Origin of the sequence: Desulfotomaculum copahuensis (assembly GCF_001655685.1) — a bacterium.
In the GTDB taxonomy this organism is placed as follows: Bacteria; Bacillota; Desulfotomaculia; order Desulfotomaculales; family Desulfovirgulaceae; genus Desulfotomaculum_G; species Desulfotomaculum_G copahuensis.
On the sequence record NZ_LYVF01000062.1, the window covers coordinates 39,852 to 57,499 of the forward strand.

Below are 17,648 nucleotides of genomic sequence, written 5' to 3' on the forward strand. Positions count from 1 at the left end.
GTTCCGGTGTTCATATTATACCGCCATCCCGCCGGGGATATCAGGAGTGTGCATCAAGCCATGTTTGTTCATCTGCACGTACATACGGAATACAGTCTTCTGGACGGGGCCTCCCGGATCAAGGAAGTGGTCAAAACGGCCCGGGAGTTGGGCATGCCCGCCCTGGCCATGACCGACCACGGGGTCATGTTCGGCGCGGTCGACTTCTACAAGGCCTGTCAAAAAGAAGGCATCAAGCCCATCCTGGGCTGCGAAGTTTACGTCGCCCCCCGGACCATGGCCGACCGCACCCCGCGGGTGGACGATCGTCCCTATCACCTGGTGCTGCTGGCCGAAAACCAGACCGGCTACCAAAACCTGCTTCAGCTGGTTTCCCTGGGCTTTACCGACGGCTTTTACTACAAGCCCCGGGTGGACCGGGACACCCTGGCCCGCTACAGCAAGGGACTGATTGCCTTGAGCGGCTGCATCGCCGGGGAGGTGGCCGCCCGCATTCTGGGCGGCGAGCCGGCCCGGGCCAGGGAGGCGGCCGGTGTCTACCGGGATATTTTCGGCCCGGACAACTACTTTCTGGAAATCCAGGATCACGGTTTTGAAGAACAGCATACGGCCAACCGGGAACTGCTCCGCATCCACAAGGAGCTGGGCATACCCCTGATCGCCACCAACGATGTGCATTATGTACGCCGGGAACACGCTGAAATGCAGGATGTGCTGTTGTGCATCCAGACCGGCAAAACAGTGGATGATCCCGCCCGCATGCGCTTTTCATCGCGCGAGCTGTATCTGAAAAGCGGGGAGGAAATGAATCTTTTGTTCGGTGAACTGCCGGAAGCGATGCAAAATACACTGGCCGTTGCCGAACGCTGCCGGGTGGAATTCACCTTCGGCAAGCTGCACCTGCCTCATTACCGGGTGCCGGAAGGCTACACGGTGGACAGCTACCTGGAGGAACTCTGCCGGCAGGGAGTGCGCCGGCGCTTCGGGGAGGCTGAAAACCCCCGGGTGAAACAACGGCTGGAATACGAACTTGGCGTAATCCGGCAGATGGGCTATTCGGGCTATTTCCTGATCGTCTGGGATTTTATTCATTTTGCCCGGCAAAACGGCATCCCGGTCGGTCCGGGCCGCGGTTCGGCGGCCGGCAGCCTGGTTTCCTACGTGCTCGGCATTACCAACCTGGATCCGCTGCGCTACGACCTGCTCTTTGAACGCTTCCTCAACCCGGAACGGGTATCCATGCCCGATGTGGACGTGGACATCTGCTACGAGCGGCGCGGCGAGGTGATCAACTATGTGGCCCGGCGGTACGGCGCCGACCGGGTGGCCCAGATCGCCACCTTCGGCACGATGGCCGCCCGGGCGGCCATCCGGGATGTGGGCCGCGCTTTGAGCATGTCCTACGGCGAGGTGGACCGGGTGGCCAAGCTGGTGCCGGCGGAACTGCACATCACCCTGGAAAAGGCGCTGCAGGATTCCAGCGAACTGCGGGAGCTCTACCAGCAGGATGCGCAGGTGAAGAAATTGATCGACATGGCCGCCCTGCTGGAAGGAATGCCCCGGCACGCTTCCACTCACGCCGCCGGGGTGGTGATCACCCGCGACCCCCTGATCCATTACGTCCCTTTGTATAAAGCCGCCGACGGGCCGCTGACCACCCAGTTCGCCAAGGACCAGGTGGAGGAGCTGGGCCTGCTGAAAATGGACCTGCTCGGACTGCGCACGCTGACTGTGATTGCCGACTCCCTGCGCCTGATCAAGGAAAGCACGGGCATAGATGTAGATATTGACAATATCCCCCTGGACGACCCGGCCGCTTTCGACCTGCTCTGCCGGGGCGAGGCCTGCGGTGTGTTCCAGTTGGAATCCAGCGGCATGCGCGCCATTTTAAAGGAACTGCGCCCGGAAGTGTTCGAGGACATCATCGCCCTGGTCGCCCTGTACCGGCCCGGTCCGCTGGGCAGCGGCATGGTCGAGGACTTCATCAAGAACAAGCACGGGGAAAGGCAGGTCACCTACCTGCACCCCAAACTGGAGCCAATTTTAAAGGACACCTACGGCGTAATTCTCTACCAGGAACAGGTGATGCGCATCGCCAGCGACCTGGCCGGTTTCACCCTCGGCGAGGCCGATCTGCTGCGGCGGGCGATGGGCAAGAAGAAACCGGAAATCATTGCCGGCCTGCGCTCCCAGTTTGTGGAGGGCGCGGTGAAAAACGGCGTGGACGGGGAGATCGCCGGCCAGATCTTCGACCTGATGGAATACTTCGCCGGTTACGGCTTCAACAAGTCGCACAGTGCGGCCTACGCCCTGGTTTCCTACCAGACGGCCTATTTAAAGGCCAATTTCCCGGCCCCGTACATGGCTGCGCTGCTCACCTCGGTGCGGGACAACACGGACAAAGTGGCCGTCTACGTGGAGGAATGCCGGCGCATGAAAATGGCGGTGCTGCCGCCGGACGTCAATGAAAGCCGGGAAAGCTTCACCGTGGCGGGCAACAATATCCGGTTTGGACTGGCTGCAATCAAAAACGTGGGCCTGGGGGCGGTGGAAGCAATCATCAAGACCCGGGAAGAAGGCGGCCCGTATACCTGTTTTGCCGACTTCTGCCGCCGCCTGGATACGCGGGTGATCAACCGGCGCGTGCTGGAGAACCTGATCAAATCCGGCGCCCTGGATTCCCTGGGTCACCACCGGGCGCAGCTGATGGCCGCCGTCGACGCCGGGCTGGCCCTGGCCCAGCAGTCCCAGCGCGAGCGCCGGGACGGACAGCTGTCCCTGCTGGATCTGTGGGGGGAGCAGGCGGAGGAAACGCTGGCCCTGTCCATGCCAGACGTCAAGCCCTATCCGCAGGGCGACTTGCTGGCGCTGGAAAAGGAAGCGCTCGGATTGTACATCAGCGGGCATCCTCTGCAGGAATACCGCCGGGCGCTGGCGGAGCGGGCCGGCGCCGTGGCGGCCGAACTGGCCGACCTGGAACCGGAAAGCGTGGTCACTCTGGGCGGCCTGTTGACGGCGTTGAAAAAAATCGCCACCCGCCGCGGCGAGCCGATGGCTTTCGGAACGCTGGAAGATCTGACGGGCAGCGTGGAGGTGGTTTTCTTTCCGCGCACCTACCAGCAGTACGGCGGGCTGATCGCTCCCGACCGGGTCATACTGGTGCGGGGAAAAGTAAACAATAGCGGGGAGGCGGTGAAAATTCTGGCGGACGAGGTGACGCCGCTGACGAAAACGGCCGGCGGCGATCTCTACCTGCAATTTCCCCGGCCCACCACAGAACTGATCACCCGGGTGCAGACGCTGTTGCGTGCTTTTCCCGGCCAGTGCCCGGTCTATCTATATTTTCCGCGCGACAAGAAGCTGGCCTGTACGCCCCGGGAATACTGGGTGGATCTTGCTTCGCCGGTGCTGACGGAACTGGGCGGGCTGCTCGGTGATGAAAACGTGAAGGTCAAACAGTGAAACCGGATTGAACTTGTCAATGGTATAACAATGTGCTATGATGGATTTGTTAAAACAGGAAAATTAAGGAGTGAAAGTTGTGCTCAATGAAGCGATTTGCGAAGTGAACGGTGAATATGTGGTGATCAAAGCGTTGGAAAACGGGGTGACCATCATTGGTTTGACCCGGGGCAAGGATACTAAGTTCCATCATTCGGAAAAACTGGATAAGGGTGAGATTATGATCGCCCAGTTTACCGAGCATACTTCGGCCATTAAAATCCGCGGACGGGTGGAACTGCTCACCAGGCACGGCCGGATGAGCAGCGAATAGGTGCAGTATCCGGGGTTGGTGCTCTGGATATACTTATTTATGTTCTTTACCCCGCTTTGCATATACAGTGTAAATCTGGAACGAGGGGGCGCATGGCGTGTGGGCCGTGGTTTACATCGCACCGAACCGGAAAGAGGCTGAAAGGATGAAGAAGGTCCTCTCCGACGAGGGGTTGCTGGTCAAGCTGCGGGAACTGGGCCAGTCCATCGCCGGACACAACTGCTCGGTGGAAGTGCTGGTGCCGGAATCAGAGGTGGATGAGGCGCTGGATATCATCAATGCCATATAAGGAGAGTTTGATTTAGTGCTGGAATTATTCAAAAAACAGAAGTATGTGACCGTGGCCTCAGACGCCGGACGGCGCGAAATGCCCGACGGGCTCTGGATCAAGTGCCCCCGCTGCAGCGAGATCCGTTTTGCCCGGGAATTGGAAAAAACATTGAAAGTATGCCAGAAGTGCGGGCATCACTTTCGCCTGACCGCCGGCGAGCGCATTCAGTTCACTTTGGACGAGGGTACTTTCACGGCCTACGATGCGGACCTGGAACCGGTAAACCCCTTTCATTCCACCGAATATGCGCAAAAACTGGCGGCCGCGCGGCAGGCCAGCGGACTGGCGGAGGCGGTGGTCGGCGGCGAAGGCGCCATTGACGGCCAGCGGGTGGTGGTTGTGATCATGGACGCGCAGTTTATGATGGCCAGCATGGGTACGGTGGCGGGGGAAAAAATAACCCGGGCGATTGAACGGGCCGCGGAAAAGGAGCTGCCTTTGATTATCTTTACCGCTTCCGGGGGCGCGCGCATGCAGGAGGGCGTGCTGTCCCTGATGCAGATGACCAAAACCGTGTCCGCCCTGTGCCGGCATTCCCGGCGGGGGCTGTTATACGTCACCGTGCTTACCGATCCCACCACGGGCGGGGTCAGCGCCAGCTTCGCCGCCCTGGGCGATATTATTCTGGCCGAACCGGACGCGCTGATCGGTTTTGCCGGACCGCGGGTGATTGAGCAGACCATCCGACAGAAGCTGCCGGAAGGTTTTCAGCGGGCGGAGTTTTTGCGTCAGCACGGTTTTGTCGATCTGGTCACGCCCCGGCCGCAATTGAAAGCCGTTTTAAGCCGGCTGCTGGATCTGCACAGGAGAGAACAATCATGACAGGCGCCATTTTGGAATTTGACCGGCCGATTGTGGAGCTGGAAGAAAAAATCAAAGAACTGCGGCAATTCGCCCGGGAAAAAGAGATCAACCTGGACGCTGAAATAGCCAATCTGGAAAAACGGGTGCAGGCGCTGAAGGAAAATATCTATCAAAACCTGGCTCCCTGGCAGAAGGTGCTGGTCGCCCGGCACCCCGAACGCCCGAACATGCTGGATTACATCAACCGGCTCTGCACTGATTTTGTCCAGCTGCACGGGGATCGTCTTTATGGCGACGATCCGGCGCTGGCGGGAGGGATCGCCCGTTTTGACGGGAGGCCGGTAACCGTGCTCGGCCAGATTAAGGGCCGGGACACCAGGGAGAATCTGGCCCGCAACTTCGGTATGGCCCATCCCGAAGGGTACCGCATGGCCATGCGCCTGATGCGTCAGGCGGAAAAATTCCACCGGCCGGTGCTGGCTTTCATCGACACGCCCGGCGCCTATCCGGGCATGGGGGCGGAAGAAAGGGGCATCTCCAACGCCATCGCCGAATGCATCCAGACCATGCTCATGCTGGAAGTGCCGGTGCTGTCGGTAATCATCGGCGAGGGAGGCAGCGGCGGCGCGCTGGCCCTGGCCAGCGGCGACTGTATCCTGATCCAGGAACACGCCGTTTTCTCCGTGATCTCGCCGGAGGCTTACGCCAGCATACTGTGGAAGGACTCCTCCCGGGCGCGGGAAGCGGCCGGGGTGATGAAGATCACCGCCGCCGATTTGGAGGCGCTGCATCTGGTGGACGAAGTGATTCCCGAACCCCTGGGCGGCGCCCACCACGATCCGGACGGGGCGGCGGAGCGGATCCGGGAGGTCCTGTCCAGACGGCTGCCGGAACTGGCCGCCCGGCCGGTGGGGCAGCTGCTGGCCGCACGCGGTGAAAAGTTCCGGCGCATTGGTGATCCCCGTATATATTTGACGGGTAATGACATAACTTAATACTGTCCGTTGAATAGGTCAGGGGGGGACAGTATTTGCAAAGAATCGGGGTGCTGACCAGCGGGGGGGACTCACCGGGCATGAACGCCGCCATCCGCGCGGTGGTGCGCAAGGCCATCTATCACGGACTGGAGGTAATCGGCATCCGCCGCGGATTCACCGGCTTTATTGAAGCGGATATGGAGCCGATGCGCCTGGGTTCGGTGGCTGACATTATTCACCGGGGCGGCACGGTTTTACATACGGCCCGCTCGGAAGAATTCAAATCGCCGGCCGGACGCGCCCGGGCCTGGGAAAACGTGAACCGTTTCGGTTTGCAGGGTCTGGTGGTCATCGGCGGCGACGGCTCCTTTCAGGGCGCGCAGGCTTTTTACCGGGAATACGGCCTGCCGGTGGCGGGCATTCCCGGCACCATTGACAACGACATCAGCGGTTCCGATTACTCAATCGGCTTTGATACGGCGGTGAACTCGGCGGTGGACGCAATCAACAAAATCCGGGACACCGCCACTTCACACGAACGCACCTTTATCATTGAAGTGATGGGCCGGGACACCGGTTTCATCGCGCTGGCCGCCGGGCTGGCCGGCGGCGCCGAATCCATTCTCATCCCCGAGCAGCCCTTCAGCATTGAAGACATCTGCGACAAGCTCTGCCGGGGTTACCGGCGGGGCAAGCTGCACAGCATCATCGTGGTGGCCGAGGGGGCGGCCGGCGGTTTGGAAATCGGCAAACAAATCAAACAGCGTACCGGCTTCGATACCAAGGTGACCATTCTGGGCCATCTGCAGCGGGGCGGCACACCCTCCGCCTTCGACCGCATCCTGGCCAGCCGCCTGGGGGCGAAGGCGGTGGAACTGCTGATGTCCGGCGCCACCGGTAAAATGGTGGGCATAAAAGCCGGCCGGATCGTGGACAGCGATCTGGACAAGGTGATTGCCTGCAAAAAGACCGTGGATCTGGACATGTTCCGCCTGGCCGGCATTCTGTCCATTTAACAGGGGGGCTAAAAGCATTGATGATCCGCCGCACCAAAATAGTCTGTACGATCGGGCCGGCCTGCGAAGATGTGGAAACGCTGACCAAAATGATCAAAGCAGGCATGAATGTGGCCCGGCTCAACTTTTCCCACGGCACACACGACGAGCACGCCCGGCGCGTGGCGGCCGTCCGCAAGGCGGCCGGCCGGGCGGGTAAAAACATCGCGCTGCTGCTGGACACCAAGGGGCCGGAAATCCGCCTCGGCTACCTGGAAAAGGAGCCGGTGGTTTTGGAAGCCGGCCGGCAGGTGACTTTAACCACGGAGGAAATCAAGGGCACCGCCGAACGGCTGCCAATCACCTACGCCGGACTGCCCCGCGATGTCAGGCCGGGCAACAGCATCCTTATCGCCGACGGCATGATCGAGCTGAAGGTGCTTTCGGCCACTCCGCGGGAAGTGGTCTGCCTGGTGGTGCACGGCGGCGAGCTGACCAGCCAGAAGGGAGTGAACCTGCCCGGGGTGCCGGTGAATCTGCCGGCCATCACGGACCGGGATGTCAGTGACATTGTCTTCGGCATTGAACAGGGCTTCGATCTGATTGCCGCTTCTTTTATCCGCAAGGCCGGCGATGTGCTGGCCATCCGGCAGATCCTGGAGGAGCACGGCGCCGAACTGGACATCATCGCCAAAATTGAAAGCCAGGAAGGCGTTAACAACCTGGATGAAATTATCAAGGTGGCTGATGGAATCATGGTCGCCCGGGGTGACCTGGGCGTGGGCATCCCGGTGGAAGAAGTGCCGCTGGTGCAAAAATCAATCATTCATAAATGTAACCGGGCCGGCAAGCCGGTGATTACCGCCACCCAGATGCTGGAGTCGATGATCCACAATCCCCGCCCCACCCGCGCCGAGGCCAGCGACGTGGCCAACGCCATTTTTGACGGCACCGACGCGATCATGCTTTCCGGGGAAACGGCCGCCGGCCAGTATCCGGTGGAGGCGGTGGAAACCATGGCCCGTATCGCCAGGCGGGCCGAGGCGGCGCTGCCCTATGATGAAATGCTGCAACACAGGGGACAGGCCCCGGCGCGCACCGTCACGGATGCGATCAGCCACGCCACCTGTGCCACGGCCCGGGATCTGGAGGCGGCCGCGATCATCACCTCCACCGAGAGCGGCCATACGGCCAAAATGGTCAGCAAATACCGGCCCAAGGCGCCGGTCATCGCCGTCACCACCCGGCCCGTGGTGCTGCGCAAGCTGGCCCTGGTCTGGGGGGTGCAGCCGCTTCTGGTCGGGCGTTCGGAAGATACGGACAGTATGATTTCCGCCGCCATCGAGGTTTCGCTGGCCGCGGAATTGATCAGTCCCGGCGACCTGGTGGTGATTACCGCCGGAGTGCCGGTGGGCGTGCACGGAACGACCAACCTGCTCAAAGTGCATACGGTGGGCGATATCCTGGCCCGGGGTACCGGCATCGGCGCCCGGGCGGTGACCGGACCGGTAAAGATATGCCGCACGGTAAAAGAGGCCCTGGGCAGAATGGAGCCGGGGGACATTCTGGTCACCCCGGCCACCGAACGGGATTACATCCCGGCCATGGAGAAGGCGGCGGCCGTAATCACCGAAACCGGCGGGCTGACCTCCCACGCCGCCATTGTCGGCCTGGAATTCGGCATCCCGGTGGTGGTGGGGGTGGAAGCGGCCACGGCCATTCTGACCGATGGAGAAACGGTAACTGTGGACGGCCAGCGGGGGCTGATCTACCGGGGCACGGCACGGGTGTTGTAGGCGGTGTTGCCGGACCCGGGTTGTTTTTAAAATGCCCCCGCCGGGCATCTTAACCGGGGGGGTTTATCTTGAAGGAATGGGTCATGCACTACCTGGGCGCCCTGGGCGCCGGCGGCATTCTGGCGGGAACGATTATTGAAGCGATGGGCATCCCCTTTCCCGGGGGGGTGATGGTAATAATTGCCGGCTTTTTGGTGGATCAGGACCGGTTGAATTTTTATCACGTCCTGCTGGCCGCAGTGGGCGGATTTGATTTGGGCGCCCTCATCGCCTACCTGATCGGCCGCCGGGTGGGCGAGCCGTTTTTCCAGCGCTACGGAAACTACCTGCACATCACCCCGCAGAAATTTGAGCGGGCGCAGTCCTGGCTGACCCGGTCGGCGGCCGCCTTTATCATCGTCGGCCGCTTTGTGCCCATGATCAGCAATCTGACCCCTTACATGGCCGGGGTGAGCAAACTTTCCCCGGCCAGGTTTTTGTTTTACAACTCCATCTTTGCCGTCATCTGGGCCTCTTTCAACCTGGCGGTGGGTATTGTTTTCGGCCAGAACTGGGAGCGGATTTCCCGTTTGACCCGCTCCTGGCTGCCCCTGGGAGCGGCTGTGCTGCTGCTGCTTTATCTAGTCTACCTGTACCTGCGCCATCAGAAAAAAACCGCCGGGAAAATTTGAGCAAGGCATTGGCGCCAAAGGATCAGCTCCGTAAAAATCCCGGCAATGTGTCTTCCGGGGCAGGAAATGATCGCTTTGTGTCGAAGAAAACCCCTGTGCAATAAGGCGTCCTCAGGAAACGGGGTATGGACTTGCGTAAAATACCGGTTGGTGCTTTAAAACCCGGCCTGAAAACCGGCCGCCCGGTTTACAACGGCAACGGCCAGGTGCTGCTGAACAGCGGCGTGATATTGACGCCAAGGTTTATCCACCGTTTGAAACTTTTGGGCATCCCGGCCGTATATGTTGATGACGGTTTTCTGCCGGATATCGAGATCAGCGACGTTATTTCGGAAGAAACCAGGGTGCGGGCGGTTGCCAAAGTAAAGGCGCTGCTCGCCGAGCAAAGCGAACAGCGTTCCCTGGTTGGGCGGGCGATCATCAGTGTGAAGGAAATGTATGCCACTGTTTACGAAATAATTGACGAACTGATGAGCAACCATTCCCTGATGGTTAATATGATTGACATCCGCTGCCTGGATGAATACACCTTCGGCCATTCGGTCAATGTCTGCGTGCTGGCCGTGCTCACCGGCATAACCATGGGCTTCGGCCGGAACAAGCTTTTTCACCTGGGCATGAGTGCTTTGTTGCATGACATCGGCAAAACAAAAATCCCCCTGGAATTATTGAACAAGGACGGGCCGTTGACCAGGCCGGAATTTGAAACGATCAAGAAGCATTGCTTTTACGGCGCGGAAATACTGGCCGGGGATCCTTACGCCGGACCGCTTTGCCGCCTGGTGGCGCTGCAGCATCATGAACGTTATAACGGCACCGGTTACCCGGGCGGTCTGGCCGGGGGTGAAATTCACCTCTTTGCCCGTATCACCGGCCTGGCGGATACATATGACGCCATGACCGCCGACCGGGTCTACCGCCGCGCCTACCCGCCGCACGAGGCCTACGAAATGATTGCCGGTTCGGGTGACTACCTGTTTGATTTTGAAATTGTGCAGTCGTTTTTATACAATGTGGCCGCTTATCCGTTGGGCAGCCTGCTGCGCCTGAGCAACGGCGAGACCGGCGTGGTGGTGGAAACCATGCGCGGTTTTTCCCTCTACCCGCGGGTGCGCATTCTATTTGCCGCCGACGGTGCGCCTCTAACCTCGCCCTACGAAGTCTGGCTCGGCGAAAACAGGCAGCTGGCCGTGACGGAAGTAATCCGGGACTACTGGGAACTGGGAAGCGGCAAGCAGGACAGCAGCCGCAGCGAGTGACTCCCCCGAAAAATTGTTTCTTGTTTTTAAAAAAATAATTTGTTTCCTGTGCACTGTCCGGCAGGACTTTTTACTTAAACGGAGAATTTTTAGAATATTTGACTGTGGAGTGCAAATTTTTAGTATTTTGAAAACAATCCCGCACAATGCGCCCGGCGCCGGTAATCAAAGCCGGTTGCCACCCGGCGGACGGGCGCCCGCGCACCGAGCACACACTTGTGTAAATGAGAAAGGGAGGTTTTTCATGACCCAGCGCACCACTTATTATGAACCTTTGAGCCCGTTGAGCTTTTTGAAACGGAGCGCCTTCGTCTATCCGGACAAGACAGCCGTGGTTTACAAGGACAAACGGTATACCTACAGCGAGTTTTACCAGCGGGTGAACCGCCTGGCCAGCGCACTGAGCCGGGTTGGCGTGGGCAAGGGGGACAAGGTGGCTTTTATCTGCCCCAACACGCCGCCCATGCTGGAGGCGCATTACGCCGTACCCATGCTCGGAGCGGCGCTGGTCAGTGTAAACATCCGCCTGTCCCCGGCGGAAGTAGCCTACATCCTCAACCACTCGGACAGCAAGGCCGTTTTTGTAGATAACGAGTTTGCCCACATTGTTGCGGCAATCAAGGATCAGCTGCCCAACATCAAGACATTTGTCAACATCTGCGACGTGGATGACAGCCGTCCCCTGGACGGGCTGGAATACGAAGAGTTTCTGGCCACCGGCTCCCCCGATCCGCGGCCCAATGTAATTGAAGACGAAATGGAGAACATCACCATCAACTACACCAGCGGCACCACCGGCCTGCCCAAAGGCGTCATGTACCACCACCGGGGCGCCTACATGAATGCCCTCGGCGAGGCGCTGGAACATTTGATGAGTGCCAACTCGGTCTATCTGTGGACACTGCCCATGTTCCACTGCAACGGCTGGTGCTATACCTGGGGCGTGACGGCGGTGGGTGCCACCCACGTCTGTCTGCGCAAAGTGGTGCCGGAGGAGATCTACCGCCTGGTGGAAGAGGAAGGGGTCACCCACCTGTGCGCCGCTCCCACCGTGCTGGTGTCCATGGCCAATTACCCCAAGGCCAGGGAATGCAAGATGAAAACAAAACTGAAAGTGATCACCGCCGGCGCGCCGCCCGCCCCCACGGTGATCAAAAACATGGAGGCGATCGGGGCGGAAGTGACCCAGGTATACGGGCTGACCGAAGTTTACGGCCCGCATACCATCTGCGAATGGCGTCCGGAATGGAACGCACTGCCGGTGGACGAGCGTGCCGCAATCAAGGCCAGACAGGGTGTGGCTTATATCACCTCCGAATTTGTCAAGGTGGTGGACGTCAGCAACATGGAGGAAGTGCCGTATGACGGGCAGACGCTGGGCGAAATCGTCATGCGGGGGAACAACGTGATGCTGGGCTACTACAAGCAGCCCGAGGACACCGAACGCGCCTTCCGGGGCGGCTGGTTCCACAGCGGCGACCTGGCCGTGGTCCACCCCAACGGCTATATCGAAATCAAGGACCGCATCAAGGACATCATCATCAGCGGCGGGGAGAACATTTCCACAGTGGAAGTGGAAAACTGCATCTACCAGCATCCGGATGTGCTGGAAGTGGCCGTAATCGCCGTTCCGGATCCCAAGTGGGGCGAGGTGCCCAAGGCTTTCGTGGTGCCCAAGCCCGGCACCAATCCCACGGTGGAGGAGATCATCAATTTCTGCCGGGAGCGCATCGCCCGCTTCAAGGTGCCCAAGGCCATCGAGTTCGGCGAACTGCCCAAAACTTCCACCGGTAAAATCATGAAATACCGGCTGCGGGAAAAAGAATGGAGCGGACACGAAAAACGGGTCAACTAGCCGGACGCAGACCGCCGGAACATCTTACCAGTCAGTATGAAAATGGCAGCTTTTGAAGCTGGTGGCCGTACCGGCGCGTTGGAGCGGCAAGGTACGGCCATCAGTCTTTTCATTCGTTATTTGATGGTTTGTTCAAGGGTTTGTTCAAATGAAGGGTTTTGTTCAAAAATGACAGCTGCCGGCTTGTGCGGCGGCACCGGTAAATAAACCCCCGCGCAGGGGTTATTTTTAATCAAAAGTTAAATTGTTCTTCCCGGAATTTTAATCTTCAACCGGTATAATGCCTCTAGTTCTAATGAAAGGGTGACTTTTGATGCCGGCCGCAAAAAATTCTGCCAGCCAGCACAGCCGCAAGCCTTCCAGAGAAGGGTGTTTAACCCTGCAGCAGCAGTTCGCCAGCCCGATCATCCGGGTGGAAGTAACCACGGGCAAGGTGTTGATTGACGCCGTAAAAGACTTTTGGGACCGTGAAGTGGTCGAATCATCGACACGCACGGCGGAATAACGCTCAACCGGCTGGTACCAGTTTGACCCGGCCCCAGGCAGCCAGTTTGTCGCCGCAGATAACCACCACGCCCGCTATACCGGGTATGGCTGCGGCCAAACCGGCTGCCTTTTGCACATCATCCGGTGACTGTACCAGGTTGCCGGCCGCGGTGGCTGCCGCGTCGGCCAGGGCGGGGCTGGCAGACAGTACCACCACCGCGTCGGCACAGCCGTACGAAAGGGAATGGCCCACCGTGCCCGAGGACGTACAAATGCCCAACGGGGTGTCCTCCGGCCTGATTTCCAGGGCCAGACGGCCGGTAAAGGCCGATTGACCGGCAAAAATGCCGATGCGCCGCAAACAGGCGCTGCGCAGAAAAATGTCGCCGCCGTTTTCCACAATCACATCCCGGCTGCGGCGGCAAAGTGCTTTACCCACCTGTCCGGCCACGGCGCCGGCCACTGCGGCCATCGGGCCGACCCCGGCCCGGCGGCCGGCGTCCGCCATTTCCACGGCGATGGCCGGCGCACCGGGCAATGGTTGATAAGGGGTATGCGCCTTCAAGAAGGCGGGATCGCGCCGGACATATTCCTCCAGCGGACCCCGCACATCCCGGACCAGTTTTTCCACCCACTGCACCAGTTCGGGGGAATAGCGCTCCCGCCGGATGCCGATATCCAGATCGGTTTCCTTACAGACAACCTGAAAATGGATTAAATCCTCCTGACGGTGCCACTGCCGGTATGTGCGGCGGATAAAAGACAATTACAACCTGACCTCCATCGCCCGGACCGGGCAGGCTTTGACACAAAGCTGGCAGACCACACAATTATCCCCGTCGAAGCGAACTTCCATACCGGGCCGCTCGATAAAAAGCGCGCCGGTGGGACAAATGGCCGTGCAGGCGCCGCACATGGTACAGCGGTCCCCGTTGCGCACCACTTCCCGGGTCAACGCCTGCACCGACACACCCTGGCGGCGCAGGAACTCCAGGCCCTGGTCGTATTTTTCCCCGGTTAATTCCAGCACCAGCGTGCCTTCTTTTTGTGGATTGACATTGGCTTTGACAATATTGACCATCAGATCGTAATCCTTGACCAGCCGGTAGATTACCGGATTACCGGAAATGTCCGCACCGAAGCGCAGGACGATTTTTTTCGGCGCCATGCGAAAACCTCCCTGATATTCAAAATTGCTCCGGGTCTAACCGTTCAGCGGCTTGCCGCTGAGCCCGTCGGCCGGTGAGGGCAGCAACTGTACAGGTTCGGTGAGCAGGAATTTGCCTGTGCCGATCCACTGTTTGAGCGTAGCGGCGATTTCCCGTGCCCGCGGATAGCTGGACAGGGGCGCGGTGGGCACTTCCCGGCCGTTGACGGTGATTTTGCCGGATTTCAGCTGGGCGTAGCTGACGAAGCCGAGGTTGCCCGGCTGCCGCTCGGGGTAAGTTGTGCCGTAGTCGACGACCGGCGCGTAAAGTTCCGCGTCGCTGGCTGCAGCGTAGCGGGCGATTTCCTCATTTAAAACGGGAATCGGGATGCCGATGCCCACACTCAAAGTGGCGCCGTAGCCCAGATAACTGGTGCCCATCAGCCAGCGCGGGCTCATTTGTTTCAGATCCCCGATCACCGCCAGCGTGCCGCCGTTGGCGCCCAGTTCCCGTCCCTGCGCATCCGTCTGGATGGCCGGGAAGTGCTGGGTGCCGTGCCAGGCTACATAGCCTACACCGCCGCCCAGGAAGATCCGGGTACCGATGCCGGTGGTTTTGAAGTGCGGATCCTTCAACAGCGGGCTCAACTGCCCGGAGGTGGAATAATGGGCGTTGCCCAGACGGGGCTTGAGCGTGCCCATGTAAGTATAGATGGTGCGGTCGGTGGTGTTCACCGCGCAGTTATAGTTCTGGTAAGCGTTGCGCGGGTTGAACAAGAAGGCGTCATTGATATCGTTTAGTGTAATGGTGGTTTCGATTTCCCGCCGCGGGTAGCAATCGGTGCCATAGGACAGCGCCTTCAACCTGACGGGCCGGCCGGCCACCAGGTCTTCAATCACGTGCCCGCCGCCGTAACGGAATTCGCCCGGATAATTATTGTTCAGGGGATCATCCTCGGGCACCTCGGTGGCCCCGATGTAGGCATCCACCGCCGCGATGCCCGCGTAAGCCGGCACATTGTTCAGCCAGACCCGGCTCATTCTCATGCGCGGAGCCGAATGGCCGAAATTAAGAAAGGCGCCGGAGGAGCACATGGGAGCAAAAGTGCCGGTGGTCACCACATCCACCTGGCGGGACGCCTCCGTCAGTCCTTTTTCGTTAACCAGGTCGATCAATTCTTCCGCCGTTAGCACCACCGCTTTGCCGGCTTTAATCCGTTCGTTGATTTCCGCGTAAGTCTTTTCCGCGCTCATTTGAACTACATCTCCTCCTCGTGCTCTGCTCCAGACGTAAACAGGCCTCTTCCCAACAGAAGAGGCCCGCAAACGATCTTTGCCATCCTCTTATCTGTCAGAAGATAAATCTTCTGCAGGAATTGGCACCATACCTTCCTTTGTACCGGGCTTTGCGCCGGGGCCGCAAAGCCTTGAAGGAAAGCGGTTGCCGGGTTTCATCGGGCCAGTCCCTCCACCACTCTGGATAAGAGCACCAGATTTATATTTACTTAATCACTGAACATATTAGCAGAGCAACCGGCCGATGTCAAGCGTTTTTCGCCGGGAAGGTGATTTTTGCCGGAAGCAGGCGGCGTATCCCGGCTGTTTCATCGTCCCGCCGGCAAGGCAAATTGTTCCGTCAGCCGGTGCAGGGCGCGCTTTTCAATCCGCGAGACATAGGAACGGGAGATGCCCAGGCGGCGGGCGATTTCCCGCTGGGTGCGCCGGGCGCCGTCTTTCAGTCCGAAACGCAGCACCAGCACCTTGCGCTCCTGGGGCGGCAATTGTTCCAGCTGACGCCACAAATGATCCTGTTCCAGATGCCCGGCCACCGTGTCGCAAACCACTTCCGCATCGGTGCCCAGCACATCGATGAAACTGATCTCATTCCCTTCCTTATCCATGCCGATCGGATCATACAGGGACATTTCCGTGCGCACTTTCTTGCGCGCCCGCAGATGCATCAGGATCTCGTTTTCAATGCACCGCGAGGCGTAGGTGGCCAGACGGGTGGCCTTGACGGGGTTATAGGTGTCCACCGCCTTGATCAGCCCGATGGTGCCGATTGAAATAAGGTCGTCAAAATCCTCGCCGGTCCGGTCGAATTTTTTAATGATGTGCGCCACCAGACGCAGGTTGTGCTCGATCAGTTTGCGCCGGGCCGTTTCGTCGCCGGCCAGCATTTTTTCCAGAAAAACCGCTTCCTCCTCCTCCGATAATGGTTTGGGGAAACTGTTGCCGGCCACGTGGCAGATCAGGATGACCAGTCCGTTTACCACCGACAGTGCCGCCAGGATGCACAGACCGGGCAGCATGCAAATCACCCCTTGAAAAGAAATAGGTTATATATCATATGGGCAAAAGGTGGCGGAGGTGACAGGAAGCGAAAATTTTTTGCAAAGTGGACCCGGGTGGTTATCCGGTGCAGACGGCCAGCGTTATTGCGGAGCATATCAACAAAAAACGCGCCGGGTTGGGGCTGCAATGAAAAAATCCGGTCCTTTTACCAAAAATTAAAGTGCGGTTAATATGCTACTAACAATAATCTGGGAGAATAGGAACAAGCAAGGACAGGCATCAAAATCAAATGAACGCACTGTAGTGTGCCGCCCGCATTTTGGGCGGCACATATGCTGCCGGGCTGCTGTCCAGACATCCGGACCGGACGGGAAGTTGCAGCGCACTATTTCTTTTCCGGCGGCGCTCACGGGAGGGTTGGCACGGTGATTGACAAGGAAAGCGGTATTCCGTACTACCGTCAACTGATGAACATAATCCGGCAGCAGATTGCATCCGGTACGCTTAAAGAAGGCCAGCAACTGCCGCCTGAAATGGAACTGGGCGCCATCTACCGGGTAAACCGGCACACCGTGCGTCAGGCGGTGGGCGAATTGTGCCTGCAGGGACTGCTTTATAAAATCAAAGGCCGGGGTACTTTTGTGGCCAACCATTGTCCGGAATGCCTGGAATACAGGCTGACACCCCAAAACCGGTTTACGGAAAACATCCGCCAGGCCGGCAAAATGCCCGCCAGCAGGGTTCTGCAGGCGGTAAAGACGGCGGCCCCCGGCGCAGTGGCCGGCATACTGGGCATAAAACCGCTGGCGCCGGTTTATCTGCTGGAAATTCTCCGCCTGGTGGACGGCCTGCCCTTTCTTGTAGCGACCAATTTTTTACCTGCTCAACATCTGCCCGGTTTTCTGGAACACGTGGTTGACTTTTCTTCTTTATTTGCCATTTACGAGCAATTTTACGGGATCAAACCTTCCCGGGTAAAATCAAACTTTCAGGCCGTCCTGCCCTCCCCCAAAGAAGCCATGGTCTTGAAGATTCCCGCCGGCACGCCGGTACTCAAGGTGGACAGCCTGTTAAAGACCCAGGATGACATCCTGATCCAATACACGGTTACCTGTTACCGCGGCGATCTGGCCAGGATTACAGTCGACTGGTAAAGGAGGGAGGGAAAAGGCTGCATCAATGCTCAATGAGCAGGGACGGTTCCATTGCCGGGCACGTGCCGGAACCGGTAAACAACAGGCCAACTGCGCAGTTCAG

General features: G+C 59.1%; 17 protein-coding genes and 1 riboswitch. Of the genes, 13 read left to right on the forward strand and 4 right to left on the reverse strand.

The window, feature by feature from the left end; all coding sequences use genetic code 11:
* Positions 1 to 60 precede the first annotated feature (60 nt).
* The 12 genes from A6M21_RS05075 (at position 61) to A6M21_RS05125 (ending at position 12,968) form a co-directional block, all read left to right on the forward strand.
* Positions 61 to 3,462: a DNA polymerase III subunit alpha gene (locus A6M21_RS05075; RefSeq protein ID WP_066666885.1), complete on the forward strand. Its 3,402-nt coding sequence runs from the start codon at positions 61 to 63 to the stop codon at positions 3,460 to 3,462.
* A gap of 79 nt (positions 3,463 to 3,541) precedes the next feature.
* On the forward strand, positions 3,542 to 3,775 hold the full coding sequence (gene mtrB / locus A6M21_RS05080; protein ID WP_201721833.1) for a trp RNA-binding attenuation protein MtrB: 234 nt from the start codon (positions 3,542 to 3,544) through the stop codon (positions 3,773 to 3,775).
* Between the two features lie 97 nt (positions 3,776 to 3,872).
* Positions 3,873 to 4,064 carry a glutamate decarboxylase gene (locus tag A6M21_RS05085; protein ID WP_066666798.1) on the forward strand — a complete coding sequence of 64 codons (192 nt, stop codon included), beginning with the start codon at positions 3,873 to 3,875 and terminating at the stop codon, positions 4,062 to 4,064.
* Between the two features lie 15 nt (positions 4,065 to 4,079).
* The gene (accD, locus tag A6M21_RS05090; protein ID WP_066666799.1) at positions 4,080 to 4,928 is read left to right on the forward strand and encodes an acetyl-CoA carboxylase, carboxyltransferase subunit beta; all 849 of its coding nucleotides are present in this window, start codon (positions 4,080 to 4,082) and stop codon (positions 4,926 to 4,928) included.
* Positions 4,925 to 5,905, forward strand: coding sequence for an acetyl-CoA carboxylase carboxyltransferase subunit alpha (locus A6M21_RS05095; protein WP_066666800.1), 981 nt, complete (start codon positions 4,925 to 4,927; stop codon positions 5,903 to 5,905). Before accD ends, A6M21_RS05095 begins: the two co-directional genes overlap by 4 nt.
* 35 nt (positions 5,906 to 5,940) lie before the next feature.
* The gene (pfkA, locus tag A6M21_RS05100) at positions 5,941 to 6,903 is read left to right on the forward strand and encodes a 6-phosphofructokinase (protein ID WP_066666801.1); all 963 of its coding nucleotides are present in this window, start codon (positions 5,941 to 5,943) and stop codon (positions 6,901 to 6,903) included.
* Positions 6,904 to 6,926: 23 nt separating this feature from the next.
* Entirely contained in the window at positions 6,927 to 8,678 is a 1,752-nt protein-coding gene (gene pyk, locus A6M21_RS05105; protein ID WP_066666887.1) for a pyruvate kinase, read from the forward strand.
* 68 nt (positions 8,679 to 8,746) lie between these two features.
* Complete coding sequence (locus A6M21_RS05110; protein WP_078060402.1) at positions 8,747 to 9,349, forward strand: DedA family protein; 603 nt, start codon at positions 8,747 to 8,749, stop codon at positions 9,347 to 9,349.
* Positions 9,350 to 9,480: 131 nt separating this feature from the next.
* Positions 9,481 to 10,608 (forward strand): HD-GYP domain-containing protein, encoded by a 1,128-nt coding sequence (locus A6M21_RS05115; protein ID WP_066666802.1) that lies wholly within the window; start codon positions 9,481 to 9,483, stop codon positions 10,606 to 10,608.
* Positions 10,609 to 10,852: 244 nt separating this feature from the next.
* On the forward strand, positions 10,853 to 12,463 hold the full coding sequence (locus A6M21_RS05120) for a long-chain-fatty-acid--CoA ligase (protein ID WP_066666803.1): 1,611 nt from the start codon (positions 10,853 to 10,855) through the stop codon (positions 12,461 to 12,463).
* Between the two features lie 42 nt (positions 12,464 to 12,505).
* Positions 12,506 to 12,670 carry a hypothetical protein gene (locus tag A6M21_RS18640; RefSeq protein ID WP_161486005.1) on the forward strand — a complete coding sequence of 55 codons (165 nt, stop codon included), beginning with the start codon at positions 12,506 to 12,508 and terminating at the stop codon, positions 12,668 to 12,670.
* A 106-nt stretch (positions 12,671 to 12,776) separates the two neighbouring features.
* Positions 12,777 to 12,968 carry a hypothetical protein gene (locus A6M21_RS05125; protein ID WP_151191806.1) on the forward strand — a complete coding sequence of 64 codons (192 nt, stop codon included), beginning with the start codon at positions 12,777 to 12,779 and terminating at the stop codon, positions 12,966 to 12,968.
* A gap of 3 nt (positions 12,969 to 12,971) precedes the next feature.
* Here the strand turns inward: A6M21_RS05125 and A6M21_RS05130 are convergent, their stop codons facing one another.
* From A6M21_RS05130 to sigK, 4 genes are all read right to left on the reverse strand, one after another.
* A complete protein-coding gene (locus tag A6M21_RS05130) occupies positions 12,972 to 13,715 on the reverse strand; it encodes a UPF0280 family protein (protein ID WP_066666805.1) in 744 nt (247 codons plus the stop codon).
* A complete protein-coding gene (locus A6M21_RS05135; protein ID WP_066666806.1) occupies positions 13,716 to 14,117 on the reverse strand; it encodes an NIL domain-containing protein in 402 nt (133 codons plus the stop codon). It abuts the gene before it with no gap.
* Between the two features lie 36 nt (positions 14,118 to 14,153).
* Entirely contained in the window at positions 14,154 to 15,350 is a 1,197-nt protein-coding gene (locus A6M21_RS05140; RefSeq protein ID WP_066666807.1) for a homocysteine biosynthesis protein, read from the reverse strand.
* Between the two features lie 87 nt (positions 15,351 to 15,437).
* Positions 15,438 to 15,583, reverse strand: a riboswitch (SAM riboswitch).
* Between the two features lie 117 nt (positions 15,584 to 15,700).
* Entirely contained in the window at positions 15,701 to 16,408 is a 708-nt protein-coding gene (gene sigK, locus A6M21_RS05145; RefSeq protein ID WP_066666808.1) for an RNA polymerase sporulation sigma factor SigK, read from the reverse strand.
* A gap of 408 nt (positions 16,409 to 16,816) precedes the next feature.
* Here sigK and phnF point away from each other — a divergent pair, with 408 nt between their 5' ends.
* Positions 16,817 to 17,545: a phosphonate metabolism transcriptional regulator PhnF gene (phnF, locus tag A6M21_RS05150; RefSeq protein ID WP_161486006.1), complete on the forward strand. Its 729-nt coding sequence runs from the start codon at positions 16,817 to 16,819 to the stop codon at positions 17,543 to 17,545.
* Positions 17,546 to 17,648 lie beyond the last annotated feature (103 nt).